The sequence below is a fragment of the Streptomyces sp. NPDC001513 genome (assembly GCF_042894695.1).
GTDB lineage: Bacteria > Actinomycetota > Actinomycetes > Streptomycetales > Streptomycetaceae > Streptomyces.
This window is the reverse complement of record NZ_JBIAVU010000012.1, coordinates 191555-208233: the sequence shown is the minus strand read 5'-3', so window position 1 is coordinate 208233 and position 16679 is coordinate 191555. Positions and strand designations below refer to the sequence as shown.

Sequence of the window (16679 nt, the reverse complement as noted above, 5' to 3'; positions counted from 1 at the left end):
GTGCCCGTTCGGGGGCGGGCACGGCTGCCGCGCCGCGATAGGACAGATTGGTCATATCGGGCTAAAAGCCGGTGAGCCACCGGGGCTACGGCCTCCGGTCTCGTCATAGTCGTCCCTGGCAACCGCCTGGTTGCCGCCACCGCGCCGCGCGACGCGGCGGGCGGACGTCTTCGTAGAGGAGCCGGCTCATGCTGAAGCCCACCAGAACCATCCTCGCTCTCGCCACCGGAAGCCTGGTTCTCGGTCTGGTCGGAGCGGGCGCCGCCGTGGCGGACGACGGTGACAACCGGCCGCCGCGCGAGATCGTCGTCGGCGACGGCCAGCCCGGCACGTACCCGGACTACAAGCACGCCATCGGCAAGGTCGTCTCCAAGGGCCCGCTGAAGGTGCGCAGCAAGCCGACCACCCACTCGAAGTCCCTCGGCCACGTGTACCCGCACAACAAGGTCGAGATCGAGTGCAAGAAGTACGGCGAGAAGGTCGACGGGAACCGCATCTGGTACCGGCTGTACGACGAGAACAACAACGAGAACCTGGACAACGGGATGGACGCCGCCCCGAACCGCGCCGCCTACGAGAAGGAGCGCTGGGTCTCGGCCCGCTACGTCAAGAACCTCTCCGAGGTGAAGTACTGCCACTGACCCCGGGTCAGTCAGCCGGGCGTACGGTACGGGGTCCCACGCACTCCGCTCCGTACGCCCGGACCCGTTCGCGCAGTTCCCGGTCGGCCGTGACCACGACGCAGCCGCGGTCCGCGTGGGCCGCGGCCAGCTCCACGATCCGGTCGTCGCCGTTCCCGGGGGCCGCGTCCACGCGTACCCCGGGAACGGACTCGACACCGCGGGCGGCGCCTTCGACGACGAGGATGATCTCCTCGTCCCCGCCACGCCGGGCCAGCCGGTCGCGCAGCCGCTCGGCCGCGCCCCGCCGGTCCCGCCACCAGCCGTCCGGTACCGAGCCGACGACGTTCGCACCGTCCACGATCAGCACGCCCGCCATGACGGCTAGAAGTCCCCGTAGTTGACCTGCCAGGTGGGCAGGCCCATCCGGCGCCAGACCGCGACCACCCGGTCCCGGTCGTCGAGCGAGACCCGTACCGCGTACCGGTGACGCACGTGGGCGTCGAACAGCTCCGCCTTCACCACGTCGTCGCGGCGCGTGTCGCCCGCCGCCCGCATCCACAGCTCGTCGTACGGCACCTGGTGGCGCCGCAGCCAGGACTCGGTCTGCGGACGGTGCTCCTCACCGCGCCCCGACAACAGTACGATCACGTCGCCGTCGGCCCGCTTGAAGGCGTCCAGGGCGTGCCGGACCGACTCGTTGAGCAGGTCGAGCTCGCAGCGCGAGAAGTCGTACGGCCCGCGGTCGCCGATCAGGGCGAGCGTGCCGTCGATGTCGCACATCACCGCCGACGGCAGCGCCGGGTCGGGGACGTACGCGGTCACCGGCGGCACGGCCGCCGCGCCGGACGTCGTCCCGTTCAGCCACTCGGCCGTGAGCCGCCAGCCGCCCTTGCGCGCCTTCTCGTGCTTTTCGGCCAGGATCCGGATGATCTCCTCGCCGACCTGTCGTTCGCGGGCCGCGTCACGGCGCAGGCACTCCTCCAGCGGGACGTCGGTGAAGTCGTGCACGACGAAGGTCGCGAGCCCGCCGACGGCCGCCTTGAGCCGCTTCGGAATGTGCTTCGTGAGGTGCGTGTTGTCGACGACCACGTCGAAGCCACCGTCCACGGCCGCGCGGACCGCCGCGTCCTGGACCTCCAGCACGGTCTGCTCGTGCGCCCAGGACCGGCCCCGCTCGGGGTCCGGCAGGTCGAGCATGGCGCGCAGATCGTCCAGGTTGACGCGCCGCATCCGGCCGCCGGACCGCTCCTGGAGGGCGCGGGCCGCGGTGGTCTTGCCGGAGGCGGGCAGGCCGGTCATGAGGTGCACGACGGGCAGCGCGGCCTCCTCGGCCCCTGCCTCGGCCGCCTGCGGACCCGTCTCCCGCGCGACGGTGCTTCGCGCGGCGGGCTGCCGCACGGCGGGGGCCGCGTCCGCCGGACGGGCCGCGGCCGGTACGACGGCGCGCGGCGCGGCCCCGGGCGAGGGCCGGCCCGTTCCCTCCGGCTCCTCCCGGCCCTCCTCGTCGTTGGTGTACGAGTCGGCCACCTCCGGCCGTACGTGGCGCCAGGTGGTGAGCTCCGTCGGCCGGCCGTCGAGCCGCATGAACATCGCCGGGCGGACCTCCCGGTCCGGCAGTTCCTTGACGGCGCGGGCGAAGGCGCCCCGGTCTGCGGCCAGGTGCACCAGGCCCGCGTAGGCCTCGTCGATGGCGCGCTCGTGCGCCGCGGCCCGCTCCTCCAGGCGGACGATCACCTCGCGCACCCAGGTGTCGAACTCGTCGGGCACCTGCTCCAGCAGCGCGTCCAGCGGCTTGCCGCCCGAGGCCTCGACCTCGGCGACCGTGCAGTTCAGGCCCTGCGCGAGCCGGTTGACCGGCAGGCCGGCGAACCGCTGGATGCCGTGGCTGCGCCAGATGTCCCGCTCGTTGACCCCGGTGAGCACCCCGTGGAGCCGCACGTACTCGGACAGCTTGGCCTTGGCGCGCACACCGGAGGCGAAGCGCAGGACGAAGCCCTCGGCGTCGGTGCCGGTGGCCGCGGCGCCGCCGGGCATGGTGTTGGACTCGGTCAGCGCCATCAGCTCGTCGAGGGGCATGGCGGGCCACACCGTGACGACGGAGCCGATGCCCTCCCAGTGGGGCGCGGCCTCGGCGAGCGGGACCTCGGTGCCGTCGAGGCCGAAGGCCGCGAGGAGGACGAGGTCCCGGCGGTCGCCGTAGTTCACGACGATGCGGTTCTGCGGGTAGAGGATCTCCGCGAGGTACGTGACGCCCGGGCGCAGCTCGGAGGTGTCCTTGCCGTCGAGGCGCCGCTGGGCCCAGGTGGCCTGGGAGCTGATGAAGGAACCCTTGGAGGCGACCCGCCAGCGGCCCGCGTAGTGGAAGACGACCGCGAGGCTGCCGTCGACCTTGTCGTACACCTCGAACGGCTCGTCGGGGAGCGCGGGCGCGTACGGCATGCCCGCCTCGTGCTCGCCGACGTTGAAGAACTTCGGCAGCGGCAGGGCGACGATCGCGCCGGTGGTGTCGTCGGCGACGAGTCCGCGGCAGCGCGTGGTGACCTCGTCCCAGACGCGCTCGTACTGGGCCGCCCTCGTGTACGTGTAGATGGACAGCGGCAGCTCGGGGTGCGACTTGCGGGTCACGTACCCGGCGTCGATCGAGGCCGCCAGCGCCTGGGCGGGCAGCAGGTCATGCAGAGTCAGGGTCTCCTGGCTCATGGGTTCCTCCCGGGTTGAGATGGCCCATTCTCACCTGCGGGAGGGCCTGCCCGGTACTCAGTTTTGCCTGGTGGGGGCAGCGCCGAGGCGGTTGATGTCGGCGGGGCGCAGGATGTGGCCGGGCACCTCGGTGCCGGGCGTGGCGACGGCGATCATGGCACGGCCGAGGGTGTCCGAGGTGATGACGAGGTTCGGCGCGACCCGCCGCAGCAGCGGGACCAGGGGTGCGGTGACCGCGTAGAGCACGCGGTAGAGCCGGGTCTTGGAGGGCACGCCGCGCACCGGCTGGACGATGCCGGGGCGGAACATGTAGGCGCGGAAGGGAAGTTCCAGGAGGTCGTTCTCGGTCCTCCCCTTGACGCGGGCCCACATGGAACGGCCCCGCCCGGTGCTGTCCGTGCCCTCGCCGGAGACGTAGACGAAGGTCAGGCCGGGGTTGGCGGCGGCCAGTGGCCGGGCCACGGCGAGCGTCAGGTCGTGGGTGACGCGCCGGTACTCGTCCTCCTTCATGCCGACGGAGGAGACCCCCAGGCAGAAGAAGCAGGCGTCGTACGCGGCCGCGTCGACCTCCGCGGCAGCCAGGTCGGACGGGTCCGCCTGGACGCGCTCGCGCAGTTTGGGATGGCTCACGCCGAGCGGGGTGCGTCCGATGACCAGGACGCTCTCGACGAAGTCGTCGCGCAGGCACTCGCGCAGGACGCCCCGTCCGATCATGCCGGTCGCGCCGAAGAGGATGACGTTCACGTGGGGCAGCCTAGGCCCTGTCCGGGCGGTCTAGTGGGAGACGCAGAGTTCGTTGCCTTCGGGGTCGGCGAGTGTCGTCCAGGTGCTGGGGCCCTGGTTTCCCTCGTGGAGGTGGCGGGCGCCCTTGGCGATGAGGCGGTCGACGACGGCGCGCGGGTCGTCGTCGCCGGTGCGGACGTCGAGGTGGACCCGGTTCTTGACCGTCTTGGGTTCGGGGATGAACTGGAAGAGGATGCGGGGGGCGCGCTGCAACCCCTCCGGGTGGCGGATGCCCGTGCCCGCCTTCCAGACGAGGACGCCGCGGTGGGTGGTGGTGTCCGCCTCGGTCGCCTGCCCCTCTTCGACCATGCGGCGGATGAACTTCTCGTCGCTGGGCTCCACTTCCCACCCGAGGGCGTCCGCCCACCAGTCGGCGAGCTCGTGCGGGTGGGCCGAGTCGATGGTCACCTGGAATGTGTAGGCCATGCCGGGACCCTACTGAGGGGCCACCGCGGCCGCCACCGGAACGGGCTCGTAGTAGGAGGCAACGGCGGGCTGCCCGGTGTAGTTGGGCCCGGCGGCCGGGTCGGCGCCGAGGTAGCGGAAGGGCAGCCGCACGGTGCGCGGGCCGTGCAGCGCGAGCCGGTGGTGCCGCGCGCTGTAGCGGAACCCGGCCGCGCGCAACGCCGCCAGGGCGGCCCGCCCGGCCGGAGCCCCGTCGGCCCCGCGCAGCGATGCGGGGTCGAGGTGGGCGATCAGCAGGCCGTCGGCGGTCAGCCAGGAGGCGGCCCGGGCGAGGAGCCCGAGCTGGTCGCCGACGTAGTGCAGGCCGTGGACGCAGGTGATCAGGTCGTACGTCCGGGACGGGGACCAGTGCGCGACGGAGGCGGTCAGCAGCTCCAGGCCGGTCGGTGCGGGGGCGGGCCCACTGGGGCCCACGAGGTCGACGCCCGTGAGGACGGCGGCGGGCAGCCGGGACCCGGCTTCGCGCAGGGCACGGCCCTCGCCGCTGCAGAGGTCGAGCCAGGACGGGGTGGCGGAACGAGCCGTGAGGTGGGCGACGGGGTCGAGGCCCAGCTCGCGGGCGTAGCTGTTGACGCCGGTGAGCCCGCGTTCGCGGTTCATCGTGTTGTTCGCGACCACCGAGGTGCGTTCCAGATCGAGCGCGGGCAGGAGGTGAGGCGCCGTCATCGGGCCATTGTCCCCGGGCCGGGCGGGCGCCGGGAGGCCAGGTGCGCGTTGAGGTGGGAGACGAGCAGCGCGGCGAAGGTCAGCAGCCAGGCGCCCACGGCGATCCACAGCAGGACCTCGCCCAGGGGGCGCAGCCAGCCGATGCCGGCCGGGTCGGCCACCGAGAGGCAGGCCACGGAGGTCATGCCGAGCGGGAAGACGGTGGCCCAGCGCCGGATGTCGTAGCGGGGCCGCGGGTGGCGCAGTTCGGCGGTGAGGAGGACGACGTACCAGAGGAGCGACAGGGCGAGGACGGCCAGGGTGACGTCGAGGAGCACCGTGTGCGCCGAGCCCGTCCACACAGGTGACGCCGTGAGCTTGGATCCGGCCAGGGCGGAGATGGAGAGCGCCCCGCCCGCGACCCAGTGGTCGCCCGCGCCGCCCACCACTTCGCGGAGGTCGAAGCGCAGGAAGGCGGCCACATAGAGCACCAGGCCGAGGCAGAAGGCGGCCAGCGCAGCCCAGGCCAGCCAGTCGTAGCCGCGCCCGGCGGCGGCAGCGAGGGTCGCCGCGAGGACGGCCAGGCCCTGGGTGGCCACGCAGCCGAGGAACGCCGCCCCCGGCATCCGCCGCCCCCAGTGCCGTACGACGTTCAGCAGCAGCCCGGGCCAGAGCGCCGCGGCGAGCGCGAGCAGGGCGGCCGCCACGGTCTGCCATCCGAGCATGGAAAGCCGGGTGCCGATGACGGCGGTGGCGGCGATGGCCGTCAGCGCGGCCGGGGTGTCGGCCTCGGCGCGGAACCGCCCGCGGTCGCCCAGCAGCCGGGCCGTGAAGTCGGCGGCGAGCACGAGCCACAGGGCGACGGCGAGGACGAGGGCGACGAGCGAGACCGTCTCGTACCCGGTCAGGTACAGGCCGACGGAGATGATGCCCGCCGCCATGACGGCGGCTCCCGCCGCCGGCGGGAGTCCGGTCCACCAGCCGCTGCCGGGAGGGATGCTCACCCCTCCAGCGGACCGCACCGCTCCGCGCGGCGCCAGCGGGCGGGGCCGACCGGCGTGCGGCGCCGCTCCGTGCGGCTCAAACCTTTTGCACGAAAGATCAACGGAGCCTGCACGCGATGCACATCCGGGGGCGCGGCCCGGTCCTAGGCTCGAGGAAGACGAGGACCTGCCGGTCCGTCACAGGGGAACGGACCGGCAGGCCCCGCCCCGCCGGGGCTCCGCCCCGCACCCCACCGTGCTCCGCCCGGACCCTCCCCCAGACTTCGTCCGGGGGGACCCCCACTCAAACGCCGGAGGGGCTGAATGGTGCGGCCCGATGGGATGGTGCGGCTCAAAGACCGGGGCTCCGCCCCGCACCCCGCTCCTCAAACGCCGGAGGGGCTGGATAGTGCGGGCGGGACGGGATGGTGAGCGGGTTGGATGGTGCGGCCGATGGAAAGCGCTGCTCAAAGATCGGGGCTCCGCCCCGGACCCCGCGCCTCAAACGCCGGCGAGGCTGAAATGGTGCGGCGAAGCTGGGTGGTGCAACGCGGCTGAAGTGTGCGACCAGGCCGGATTGGCGCAGCCAGGGTGAAAGGCCGCCGGGGCTGGGGCCGAACCGGGCCGGTTGGGCCGGGGTCGGGTGTGTGTCGGGGTGATCCCCGCAGGGCGCCGAACACAACAAGGCTCCGCTCTCCGACCCCTCGACACGTTCGGCGCCCGAGGAGACGCCCCGGCGCGCGCCCGGCCCCGGCACAACCGGCCCACCCCGCACCCGGCTCCGATACGACCGGCCCGAGCGGCGCAGCCAACCCGCGCCCGACCCCGGCACAACCGGCCCCCACCTCGGCCCGACTGCGGCGCAGCCAGCGCCCCACACCCGGCCCGAGCGGCGCAGCCAGCCCCCGCACCCCGCTCGAGCGGCGCAGCCAACCCGCGCGCCGCCGGCCCGGCCTCGCGGCGGCGGGGTAGCGTCGGGTCCCCCTCCAGCGGGTGGCCGAAACTCGCACTTGCCACGCCACTTAGGCAAACCTAACCTTTGGCTCGCTCCGCTTCCACATATCGGCACCACTTCGGGACCCGTCCCCAACCGAAGGAGCCTCCCCCCGTGAACACACGTCTCCACCATGCCCAGCCCTACGCCGTCGGCCTGTTCCGGATCGTCATCGGACTGCTGTTCGCCTCCCACGGCGCGGCCTCGCTCTTCGGCGTCCTCGGCGGCGCCCACGGCGGCGGCACGGTCGCCACCGGCGCCTGGCCTGGGTGGTACGCCGCCGCGATCCAGCTCGTCGCCGGCGTCCTGGTCCTGCTGGGCCTCGGCACCCGCTCGGCCGCCTTCGTCGCCTCCGGTTCGATGGCGTACGCCTACTTCACCGTGCACCAGCCCGGTGCGCTCTGGCCGCTGCAGAACGGCGGCGAGGTCTCCGCGATGTTCTGCTGGGCCTTCCTCCTGCTGGTCTTCACCGGTCCCGGCGCCCTCGCCTTGGACGGGCTGTTCGTCTCCCGCCCGGCCACGGCCTCCGGACGCCGGGACGAGGCCCGCACGGACACCGTGACCGCCTGAGGAATCGTTTCCCTGTCACCCGCTCCGGCGCCCGGGCCCCTCACCGGGGCGCCGCGACCAGCCCCATCTCGTAGGCCGTGATGACGAGTTGGACCCGGTCCCGGGCGCCGAGCTTGGTGAACAGACGCGACACGTGCGATTTGGCCGTGGCGGCCGAGATGAACAGCTCCTCGGCTATCTCGCCGTTCGAGCGGCCCCGCCCCACCAGCGTGAGCACCTCCCGCTCCCGCTCGGTGATTCCGGCCACGGACCGCGGGACCGGCTCCGCCGCCGGGGGCCCCGGCCGTCGGACGAAGTCCGCGATCAGCCGGCGCGTCACGCCGGGCGCGATCAGGGCGTCTCCGGCGGCGACGACCCTGATCGCCGCGAGGATCTCCTCCAGGGCCATGTCCTTCACGGCGAACCCGCTCGCGCCGGCGCGCAGCGCCCCGTAGACGTGGTCGTCCTCGTCGAAGGTGGTCAGGACGAGGATCCTGACGGACTCGGCGCCGTCCGCTCCGGCGCCCTCGGTGATCAGCCGGGTGGCCTCGATGCCGTCCATGCCCGGCATCCGGATGTCCATCACGACCACGTCGGGGCGCAGTTCCGCGGCGAGACGCACCGCCTCCGAGCCGGTACCGGCCTCGCCGACGACCTCCAGGTCGGCGGTGTCCGCGATCAGCACGCGCAGGCCGGAGCGGACCAACGGCTGGTCGTCCACGAGCAGTACGCGGACCGCCCGCGCGGGAACCCCGGTCATCGGGCCTCGCCCTCGGGCACTGCGGCCACCGGCACCGGTACCGGCACCGGCAGGGCCGCCTCGACCCGGAAGCCACCGCCGGGACGGGCCCCGGCACTGAACCGGCCGTGCAGCAGACTCACCCGCTCGCGCATCCCGGTGATCCCGAATCCCGTACTCCCGATGCCCTCGGGCGTTCCGCGCCCGTCGTCGACGACCTCCACGGTCAGCTCCTGTTCCCCGTATCGGATGGTGACCCGGCAGTGCCCGGTACCGGCGTGGCGCACCACGTTGGTCAGTGCCTCCTGCACGATGCGGTACGCCGACAGGTCGATGTCGGAGGGGAGTCGGCGCTCCTCCCCCTCCCGCCGTACGTCGACCCGCACTCCGGCGGCGGCGGTCGTGGCGACCAGGGCGCCGAGCTCCGCAAGTCCGGGGGCGGGGCCGAGCGGTGCCTGCTCGTGAGGCCCGTCCGGCTGCGCCTGGCGGAGCGCGACCAGCGTACGCCGAAGGCCCGACAGGGTCTCGCGGCTGATGGTCTCGATGGCCCGCAGGGCGGCGCGGGCCTCGGCCGGCTGCGTCTCGATGACCCGGCTGCCCACACCGGCCTGGATGGCGATCACGCCGACGCTGTGGGCGACCATGTCGTGCAACTCGCGTGCGATGCGCAGCCGTTCCGCGGTCACCGCCTCGGAGACCTCCTTCGTCCGCAGTTCCACCGTGTGCTCCCGGCGCTCGCGGAAGCGCAGGCCGGTCATGTAGACGGCGCCCAGGGACAGGGAGCCGATCAGGCCGGTGCTCATCATGTCGTAGGGCCCGACCGACAGCAGTCCGACTGCCGGGAGCTCGATGACGACCACCATGGCGGTGGCGAGGAGCGCGTCCCGCCGGGAGCGCGTGGCCACGATGTAGCCGAGCACGAGGTCCGAGGCCATGAACACCAGGAACCGGCCCGGGCTGTGGTCCCTGGTGGCCCCCGCGACGAGCACGCCCCCGAGGAGGGTCAGGGTCAGCGCCACGAGGGGCCGGCGTCGCAGGAGGGGGACGAGCGGGGTCACGGCGAGCAGCAGCACCGCCCCGAGGAGCGGTCCGGCCGCGTACGGGACACCGCCGATCAGCAGGCCCGGGACGAGGAGGTAGAGGACGGCCCCACCCCACGCCGCGGGGGCCGACGCCGACTTCGGCCCGGGTCCTTCGACGCCCTGCACATGCTGGTCGGCGCTTTCGGCGCGCCCCGTGGTCTTCGTGTTCCTGGGTGGGATGTCCATGCCGCGACGGTAACCAGCGGGCCCGCATGCGGACATCGGCCCCCGGGCTTACACCCCCGGGTGGTGGTTCCCCCGCGCTTGCCGCCGACGGCCCGATGCCCGCGGACCGGGTCTCCCGGCAGGGTGGGGCGGGTGATCGAGGTCAAGGAACTCACCAAGATGCACGGCGGCAGGCCCGCCGTGGACCGGCTGTCCCTGACGGCCGGGCCGGGGACGGTCACGGCGGTCCTCGGCCCCGCCGGGGCCGGCAAGACCAGCGCGCTGCGCCTGATCCTGGGGCTGGACTCCCCCACCGCGGGCACGGTCACCGTGTGCGGAGTCCCGCCGCGCGGTCGCCCGCGGAGCCCGCACCAGGTCGGGGCCCTGCCCGAGCCGGCCGCCCTGCCCGGCCGGCGCACCGCGCAGGCGTACCTGCGGGCACTGGGCCGCGAGCACGGCATCGGGTCCGGCCGGGTGGCCGAAGTCCTGGCGGAGACGGGCCTGTCGCGGGAGCCGCGGCGGCGCGTGGCGACGTACTCCCCCGCGATGCGGCAGCGGCTGCGCATCGCCGCCGCGCTGCTCGGGGATCCGCCCGTGCTGCTGCTCGACGAGCCGCTGGCCGGTCTGGACGCCGAGGGGGTGCGGTGGGCCCGCCGGCTCCTGCGCGCGCTGGCCGCGGAGGGCCGTACGGTCGCGATCACCGGCGAGCGCGCCGCGGAGGCGGCGGACACCGCCGACCGGATCGTCGTCCTCGGGCGGGGCCGGGTGATCGCCGCGCAGTCCGCGGACGAGTTCACCGCGCGGGGCGCCGCGGCCCGGGTCGTGGTGGGCAGTCCGCGCTGCGCCGAGCTGGCCGCCGTACTGGCGGGCGAGGGCGCCTCGGTCGTCCGGGCCCGTCTGTCGGGGGCCGGGCGGCTCGCCGTGACCGGCATGACGGCGGAACGCGTCGGCGCGCTCGCCACCGAGCACGGCATCGTGGTGCTCGAACTCGACACCCGCAGGCCCTCATTGGAGGAGGTACTGGACGAGCTCGCGGCCGGCGCACGGGGAGACGGTCGCGCCGGTGAGGACGATCGCGGACCGGGTCGGGTCGGATCGGGTCGGGAGATAGCCTGAGCGCATGGACGAACTGGGCGGGGTGGAGATCGTCGGCTTCGCGGACGCCGAGGCGTTCGAGGGGTGGCTCGCCGAGCACCACACGCGGCACGAGGGCGTGTGGATCAAGGTGGCGAAGAAGAAGTCCGGCATCCCGTCGGTCACCGATGACGAGTTGGTCGACATCGGGCTGTGCTACGGCTGGATCTCCGGCCAGCGGCGCGCCCTCGACGAGCGCCACTACCTGCAGAAGTACGTGCCGCGCCGCCCCAAGAGCCTGTGGTCCCGGGTGAACGTGGACAAGGTGGCGGCGCTGACGGCCGCGGGGCGGATGCGCGAACCGGGGCTCGCCGAGGTGCGCCGGGCACAGGCGGACGGGCGGTGGGCGAGCGCCTACGCGTCGCAGAAGTCGGCGGCGGTGCCGCCCGATCTCGCTGCGGCCCTGGACGCGCACCCCGAAGCCCGGACGGCGTTCGAGGCGCTGGACAAGACCGGGCGCTACCAGCTGATCCTGCCGCTGCTCCAGGCCCTCACACCGGAGACCAGGAAGGCCCGGCTCGGCAAGGCCCTGCGCACCCTGACCACGGACAGCGCCTGAGTCCTGTACGGGCGGAATCCTCGACGGGAAAAGGCGTCAGGCCCGGCCTCCCGCGGGAGGCCGGGCCTGACGGAACCGGAGCCCAGGGTCAGGACTCCTGTCCGCGGGCCTTCTCGGCCCGCTCCGCGTTCTTCTCCTTGATCCGGACCGATTCCTTGCGGACCTCGGCCTGCGTGGCGCGCTCCTTCTGCAGCCACTCGGGAGATTCCTGCTTCAGGGCTTCGATCTGCTCGGTGGTGAGGGGCTCGGTGACTCCTCCGCGGGCGAGGCCGGCGATGGACACGCCCAGCTTGGCCGCGACCACCGGCCGGGGGTGCGGACCGTTGCGGCGCAGCTCCTGCAGCCACTCGGGCGGATCGGCCTGGAGCGCACTCAATTCACTGCGCGAGACGACACCCTCCTGGAACTCTGCGGGGGTGGCCTCGAGGTACACGCCCAGCTTCTTCGCCGCGGTCGCGGGCTTCATCGTCTGGGTGTTCTGGTGCGACGTCATGGTGTCAAGAGTATCGAGCGTGTGCACTACCTCCGACCACGACGGGTAACCTTGCGGGGTGACAGGCTCGGAAGTACCCCATTCGTTCCGGCTCGCTTATGTCCCCGGGGTGACACCCGGCAAGTGGGTGCGGATCTGGAACGAGCGGCTGCCGGACGTCCCGCTGACCCTGGTCGCGGTGTCCCCCGGCGAGGCGTTCGGCGTACTGCGGGAGGGCGGCGCCGACGCGGGTTTCGTCCGGCTGCCGGTCGACCGTACGGACCTCAGCGCGATCCCGCTGTACACCGAGACCACGGTGGTGGTGATCCCCAAGGACCACCTGATCGCGGCGACCGAAGAGGTGTCCACCGAGGACCTGGCCGACGAGATCGTGCTGCATCCCCTCGACGACACCCTCGTGTGGGAGCAGCTGCCGGGACAACCCGCGATCGAGCGCCCCGCGACGACGGCGGACGCGATCGAGCTGGTGGCGGCCGGGATCGGCGTACTGGTCGTGCCGCAGTCGCTGGCCCGTCTGCACCACCGCAAGGACCTCACCTACCGGCCGGTCTCGGACGCGCCCGAGTCGCGCGTCGCGCTGTCGTGGCCGCAGGAGGAGACCACCGATCTGGTGGAGGAGTTCATCGGGATCGTCCGCGGCCGGACGGTGAACAGCACGCGGGGGCGCCCTCCGACGCCGCCGCAGCCGAAGGCGAAGCGCAAGCGCCCCGAGACGGGCTCCGGCTCTGGCTCCGGCGGCCAGCGGAAGACCGCGTCCGGCAAGGCCACGGGCAAGAACCCCCGGGGTGGTTCCGGCGGTGCCAAGGCGGCGGGCAAGGGCGGCAAGAGCGGCAAGCCGCGCCGTAGGCCGTAGGCCGTAGCCCCGGCGAGGCCCCGGAACGGCCGAGGACCCGGGACGGCCGACGAGGAACCGGAGGGGCCTGCCACGACCCGTCGGCATGTCGACCCGTCCGGTCTGTCGACCCGTCCGGCCCGCCGACCCGTCCGGCCTGTCGTCCGGCCTGATCCGAACGACAGGCGTCCGGCCCCGACGGCCTGGCCTCGGGGATCCGGATCGTCTCGCGGTGTATGCAGGTGGGATGGATTTCCGGCCGGCACGCCCCCTTCACCACCGAGCCCTGCGGGTAAGCCACGCACAGCTGGCGGTCCCGTTCGCGCTGATCGCCCTCGTGACGCTGGTCGACGTCCTCGCCCCGCCGGACGTTCACCTCGGGCCGTTCCTGGTCGCCGCACCTGCGTTGACGGCCTCGTTCGCGGGACCGTGGATGACGGGCCTCGTGGGCCTGGTCGCGGTGCTGGCCCAGGTGGTCGTCGCGATGGCGCGCACCAGCCTGACCGATCTGAACCACACCTTCCAGATCATCGCGCTCGTCATGATCTCGGGGTTCGTGACCTTCTTCGCCCACCTGCGCGAGGTCCACGAGAAGGAGCTGATCCAGCTGCGCTCGGTGGCGGAGACCGCCCAGGAGGTGGTCCTGCGGCCGCTGCGCGACCGGATCGGGCCACTGAGCGTCGCGTCCGTGTACCTCGCGGCGGCGGCCGAGGCCCAGATCGGCGGCGACCTGTACGCGGCCGCCCGTACGGCCACGGGGACGCGGCTGATCATCGGTGACGTCCGCGGCAAGGGCCTGGAGGCGGTCGGGGACGCCGCGCTCGTACTCGGTGCCTTCCGGGCCGCCGCCCACCAGGAGGCCGAGCTGCCGGGCCTGGTGAACTACCTGGAGGCGGCGGTCTCCCCGGACCTGGACGGCTCGGAGGACAACGGCCGCGGCGGCGTGCCGGGCGAGGACGGCGAGAGCTTCGTGACGGCGGCCGTCTTGGACGTACCCGACGGGGAACCGTTGCTGCACCTGGTCAGCTGCGGCCATCCGCCGCCGCTCCTCCTGCCCCGTGCCGGCGGGGTGGCGCGCCTGGAGGTGTCCCAGCCCGGGCCGCCCCTGGGGCTCGCCGGTCTCGTGGCGGCGCCCGTCACCGCGCAGACCTTCGCCTTCGCGGCGGGTGACGTCCTGCTCCTCTACACGGACGGCGTTCTGGAGGCGCGTGACCGGGAGGGCGCCTTCTACCCCCTCGCGGAGCGCGTGGCCGCCTGCTCGGGCATGCACCCGCGGGCCCTGCTCGACCACCTGTGCCGGGACCTGCTCGCCCACGCGACCGGCAACACCCTGGGCGACGACGCCGCGATGGTGGCGATCGAACGCCCCCTGTAGGAGTCGGACGGCCCCTGCGGCGACGGGATCGGGGTTTGCCAGAATCGGATCATGCTGACCATCGGAACGATCGTCATGGGCGCCTCGGACGTGCGGCGCGCCACGGAATTCTGGAGCCGGGCGCTGGGCTACGTGCCGCGCGACGGCGAGGTGGACGAGGGCTGGACCGTCCTGGTCCCCGCGGACGGCGGCGGGCCCGGCCTGGCGCTGGGCCGCAGCGTCACGCCCGTACAGGAACGCCCGCGCGTCCACCTCGACCTGTACGCGGCGGACGCGGCGGAGCAGGCGGCGGAGGTGGCGCGCCTGGTGTCGCTGGGTGCCCGGCACGTCGACTGGGACTCCTATCCCGAGGACCCCGATTTCATCGTGCTGGCCGACCCCGAGGGCAACCGCTTCTGCGTGATCGACTCCACCCACGGCTGATCCACCACGGCTGACCACAGCCCGAGGCCAAGCGTGCGCCGGCGAGGCCTATGCTGCGGGGATGATCAAGCCCATCGAACTCGTCATATTCGACTGCGACGGCGTGCTGGTCGACAGTGAGCGCATCGCCGCGCGGGTCCAGGTCGCCCTCGGTGCCGAGCTGGGCTGGCCGCTCACCGAGGACGAGGTCGTGGACCGGTTCATCGGACGCTCGCACGCCGCCATCCGCGAGCAGGTCGCCGCCCGGCTCGGCCCGGACACGGCCGCGATCTGGTCGCAGAGGTTCGAGCAGCTCCACCGCGAGTCCGTGGATGCCGGGCTCGCCCCGGTCGAGGGCCTGCCGGAAGCACTCGACGCGCTCACCCTGCCGACGTGCGTCGCCTCCAGCGGCTCCCACGAGAAGATGCGGCACACCCTGGGCCGCACCGGACTCTACGAGCGCTTCGCGGGCCGCATCCACAGTGCGACCGAGGTCTCCCGCGGCAAGCCCGCCCCCGACCTGTTCCTTTACGCCGCCCGGCAGATGGGCGTCGATCCCGCGGCCTGCGTGGTGGTCGAGGACAGCCGGCCCGGCGTGCAGGCGGCACGCGCCGCCGGCATGCGTGCCTTCGGCTACGCCGGCGGACTGACCCCGGCCGAACGCCTCGCCGGCCCCGACACCGTCGTCTTCCACGACATGCGCGAACTCCCCACCCTCATCGCCGAGCAGCAGCCCCGACAGCCCGCCTCCTGATCCCCCTCTTGAGCAGCCCTCGGAACTCCACGGCCGTCCGGCTGCCTTGTGCGCCGCCTGCTGCTGATCGCACTGTCACCCGAGCCCCCGCACTGGCTACGGTGTGGGGCTCTCCCCTTGCCGCACCCGAGGAGCCCGCCTTGATCGCACGCCGTCTGCTGCTGGCCGCATCCCTCCTTGCACTGGCCGGATGCTCACTCGAGAACCATCCAAAGGGAGACCTCGCCGTACCCGACCGTCTCACCGCCCAGCCCCACGGGTTCTACCACCAGGACGAGGCCAGGGACGGCGAACTCTTCAAGACATGGGCAGCCTCCGAAAACAACTCGGACTGGTCCGTCGTGAGCCATGTGAAGGCGGTGCAGCGCGTGGTGGAGGGAGACGCGGTGTACGCCTACATCCACATCGACTTGAACCCGAAGAAGGACGACCCCGACAGGCAGGCCCAGGCGATCGGAGAGGCGTATGCACAGTGGCCCCAGCGTGCCACGGACGCGGTCCGGGTCGGCGCATTCGACGCACAGGGCAAGCGCGTGGGAAGGGCCATGATGGTGGAGCCTCAGCGAAGCTGACAACATCAGGAGCCGGAGCCCTTGGAGTGCCAGGGCTCCGCAACGGCGCTTCCTCAGCCTCTCCTTACCCCTGCCTTGAGTGGAACGTATGGATCAATTGGAGATCAGCCCTTGGTCCATGCAGGTCAAGCACACACTGGACCGCCCGGTTTGACCAAAGGGAGCCAAACCGGGAGCCACGCCGCTCTACCTGAGGCTGGCCCCCTAGGAGCTGCCCAACCGATCATGGTTGCGTTCCGGCAGGCAGGATGAGTCGGCCGGCCACGGCTGGCTGCTGTCAGCGTCTGGTGACCAGTCGGACGAAGGCGCCAGCTGTGCCCATGGCGGGGAGGAGCCACCAGCTCAGTTGCAGCAGTACCGCCAGCCAAGCGATGGAGAGCAGTGCGCAGTAGAACGCGGTTGCTGCAGACAGCACGAGCTGAAGTTTGGCAGGGCCTCCCCGGTTGAGGCGGATCAGGACGGCGATCAGTACGGATACCCACAGGAAAGGCCAGAGTTCGCCGAAGGTCAGGGTGATGGCGAGGTCACCGACGAAGTTGAACCAGCCGTAGTCCGCGAAGCGGAGATGTATGTCGGCAACGTCCTCAGCCGCTCGGCCCGACCCCAGACTGTCCAGTCGTTTGCAGAGAAACAGGAGCGTCAAGCCCGCCGCGTGTGGAATGCCGGTGGTCAGGCCGACGGCTCTGCGCCGAAGAGCCGCCTCTCCAGGGCGCACGGCCGGAACGGCCAGGGGCGGCGGCAGGAGTGCCGGTGCGGAAGGAGGCGCTGCGGGCATGGGCGGCAGAGCAGGAGGGGGAGGGACAGCCGCTTCGGACGATCCGGCAGGATCG

The 16679-nt window shown here is 72.8% G+C and carries 19 protein-coding genes; 9 read left to right on the top strand and 10 right to left on the bottom strand.

The genetic code is table 11. The features are described 5' to 3' along the window. Nucleotides 1–188 precede the first annotated feature (188 nt). Entirely contained in the window at nucleotides 189–641 is a 453-nt protein-coding gene (locus ACFYZ4_RS26615; RefSeq protein ID WP_351302791.1) for a hypothetical protein, read from the top strand. 7 nt (nucleotides 642–648) lie between these two features. Here ACFYZ4_RS26615 and ACFYZ4_RS26610 read toward each other — a convergent pair whose 3' ends face one another. Genes ACFYZ4_RS26610 through ACFYZ4_RS26585 form a run of 6 tightly spaced genes read right to left on the bottom strand, consistent with a single transcriptional unit; the run spans nucleotide 649 to nucleotide 6220 of the window. After that, nucleotides 649–999, bottom strand: a complete 351-nt coding sequence (locus ACFYZ4_RS26610; protein ID WP_351302793.1) for an NTP pyrophosphohydrolase — start codon at nucleotides 997–999, stop codon at nucleotides 649–651. A gap of 5 nt (nucleotides 1000–1004) precedes the next feature. Next, entirely contained in the window at nucleotides 1005–3323 is a 2319-nt protein-coding gene (locus ACFYZ4_RS26605; protein ID WP_351302795.1) for an AAA family ATPase, read from the bottom strand. 57 nt (nucleotides 3324–3380) lie between these two features. Then, on the bottom strand, nucleotides 3381–4067 hold the full coding sequence (locus ACFYZ4_RS26600; RefSeq protein WP_351302798.1) for an epimerase: 687 nt from the start codon (nucleotides 4065–4067) through the stop codon (nucleotides 3381–3383). Nucleotides 4068–4097: 30 nt separating this feature from the next. Continuing rightward, a complete protein-coding gene (locus ACFYZ4_RS26595; protein ID WP_351302801.1) occupies nucleotides 4098–4532 on the bottom strand; it encodes a VOC family protein in 435 nt (144 codons plus the stop codon). Between the two features lie 9 nt (nucleotides 4533–4541). Beyond that, nucleotides 4542–5237, bottom strand: a complete 696-nt coding sequence (locus ACFYZ4_RS26590) for a class I SAM-dependent methyltransferase (protein ID WP_390785010.1) — start codon at nucleotides 5235–5237, stop codon at nucleotides 4542–4544. After that, nucleotides 5234–6220, bottom strand: coding sequence for a hypothetical protein (locus ACFYZ4_RS26585; protein WP_390785009.1), 987 nt, complete (start codon nucleotides 6218–6220; stop codon nucleotides 5234–5236). Before ACFYZ4_RS26585 ends, ACFYZ4_RS26590 begins: the two co-directional genes overlap by 4 nt. A gap of 1087 nt (nucleotides 6221–7307) precedes the next feature. Here ACFYZ4_RS26585 and ACFYZ4_RS26580 point away from each other — a divergent pair. Beyond that, on the top strand, nucleotides 7308–7763 hold the full coding sequence (locus tag ACFYZ4_RS26580) for a DoxX family protein (RefSeq protein WP_390785008.1): 456 nt from the start codon (nucleotides 7308–7310) through the stop codon (nucleotides 7761–7763). Nucleotides 7764–7803: 40 nt separating this feature from the next. Here the strand turns inward: ACFYZ4_RS26580 and ACFYZ4_RS26575 are convergent, their stop codons facing one another. After that, the gene (locus ACFYZ4_RS26575; RefSeq protein WP_390785007.1) at nucleotides 7804–8502 is read right to left on the bottom strand and encodes a response regulator; all 699 of its coding nucleotides are present in this window, start codon (nucleotides 8500–8502) and stop codon (nucleotides 7804–7806) included. Further along, complete coding sequence (locus tag ACFYZ4_RS26570; protein WP_390785006.1) at nucleotides 8499–9749, bottom strand: sensor histidine kinase; 1251 nt, start codon at nucleotides 9747–9749, stop codon at nucleotides 8499–8501. The genes ACFYZ4_RS26575 and ACFYZ4_RS26570 overlap by 4 nt, the downstream gene beginning before the upstream one ends. Before the next feature lie 132 nt (nucleotides 9750–9881). Between ACFYZ4_RS26570 and ACFYZ4_RS26565 the strand changes: the two genes are divergently transcribed. Both ACFYZ4_RS26565 and ACFYZ4_RS26560 read left to right on the top strand, forming a co-directional pair. Then, on the top strand, nucleotides 9882–10844 hold the full coding sequence (locus tag ACFYZ4_RS26565; protein WP_390785005.1) for an ABC transporter ATP-binding protein: 963 nt from the start codon (nucleotides 9882–9884) through the stop codon (nucleotides 10842–10844). Nucleotides 10845–10848: 4 nt separating this feature from the next. Further along, nucleotides 10849–11421 (top strand): YdeI family protein, encoded by a 573-nt coding sequence (locus ACFYZ4_RS26560; protein WP_390785004.1) that lies wholly within the window; start codon nucleotides 10849–10851, stop codon nucleotides 11419–11421. 88 nt (nucleotides 11422–11509) lie between these two features. Here the strand turns inward: ACFYZ4_RS26560 and ACFYZ4_RS26555 are convergent, their stop codons facing one another. Next, on the bottom strand, nucleotides 11510–11914 hold the full coding sequence (locus ACFYZ4_RS26555) for a DUF5997 family protein (RefSeq protein ID WP_351585271.1): 405 nt from the start codon (nucleotides 11912–11914) through the stop codon (nucleotides 11510–11512). A gap of 58 nt (nucleotides 11915–11972) precedes the next feature. On the opposite strand from ACFYZ4_RS26555, the gene ACFYZ4_RS26550 reads away from it, so the two are divergent. The 5 genes from ACFYZ4_RS26550 (at nucleotide 11973) to ACFYZ4_RS26530 (ending at nucleotide 15849) form a co-directional block, all read left to right on the top strand. Beyond that, nucleotides 11973–12767, top strand: a complete 795-nt coding sequence (locus ACFYZ4_RS26550; RefSeq protein WP_384346898.1) for a LysR family substrate-binding domain-containing protein — start codon at nucleotides 11973–11975, stop codon at nucleotides 12765–12767. A 226-nt stretch (nucleotides 12768–12993) separates the two neighbouring features. Then, nucleotides 12994–14121, top strand: coding sequence for a PP2C family protein-serine/threonine phosphatase (locus ACFYZ4_RS26545; protein WP_351303452.1), 1128 nt, complete (start codon nucleotides 12994–12996; stop codon nucleotides 14119–14121). A gap of 51 nt (nucleotides 14122–14172) precedes the next feature. Beyond that, on the top strand, nucleotides 14173–14544 hold the full coding sequence (locus ACFYZ4_RS26540; protein WP_351585274.1) for a VOC family protein: 372 nt from the start codon (nucleotides 14173–14175) through the stop codon (nucleotides 14542–14544). Between the two features lie 61 nt (nucleotides 14545–14605). Next, nucleotides 14606–15277, top strand: coding sequence for an HAD family hydrolase (locus ACFYZ4_RS26535; RefSeq protein WP_390785003.1), 672 nt, complete (start codon nucleotides 14606–14608; stop codon nucleotides 15275–15277). Between the two features lie 140 nt (nucleotides 15278–15417). Further along, the gene (locus ACFYZ4_RS26530) at nucleotides 15418–15849 is read left to right on the top strand and encodes a hypothetical protein (RefSeq protein WP_390785002.1); all 432 of its coding nucleotides are present in this window, start codon (nucleotides 15418–15420) and stop codon (nucleotides 15847–15849) included. A 277-nt stretch (nucleotides 15850–16126) separates the two neighbouring features. Here the strand turns inward: ACFYZ4_RS26530 and ACFYZ4_RS26525 are convergent, their stop codons facing one another. Then, nucleotides 16127–16624, bottom strand: a complete 498-nt coding sequence (locus ACFYZ4_RS26525; RefSeq protein WP_390785001.1) for a hypothetical protein — start codon at nucleotides 16622–16624, stop codon at nucleotides 16127–16129. Between the last annotated feature and the right edge of the window lie 55 nt (nucleotides 16625–16679).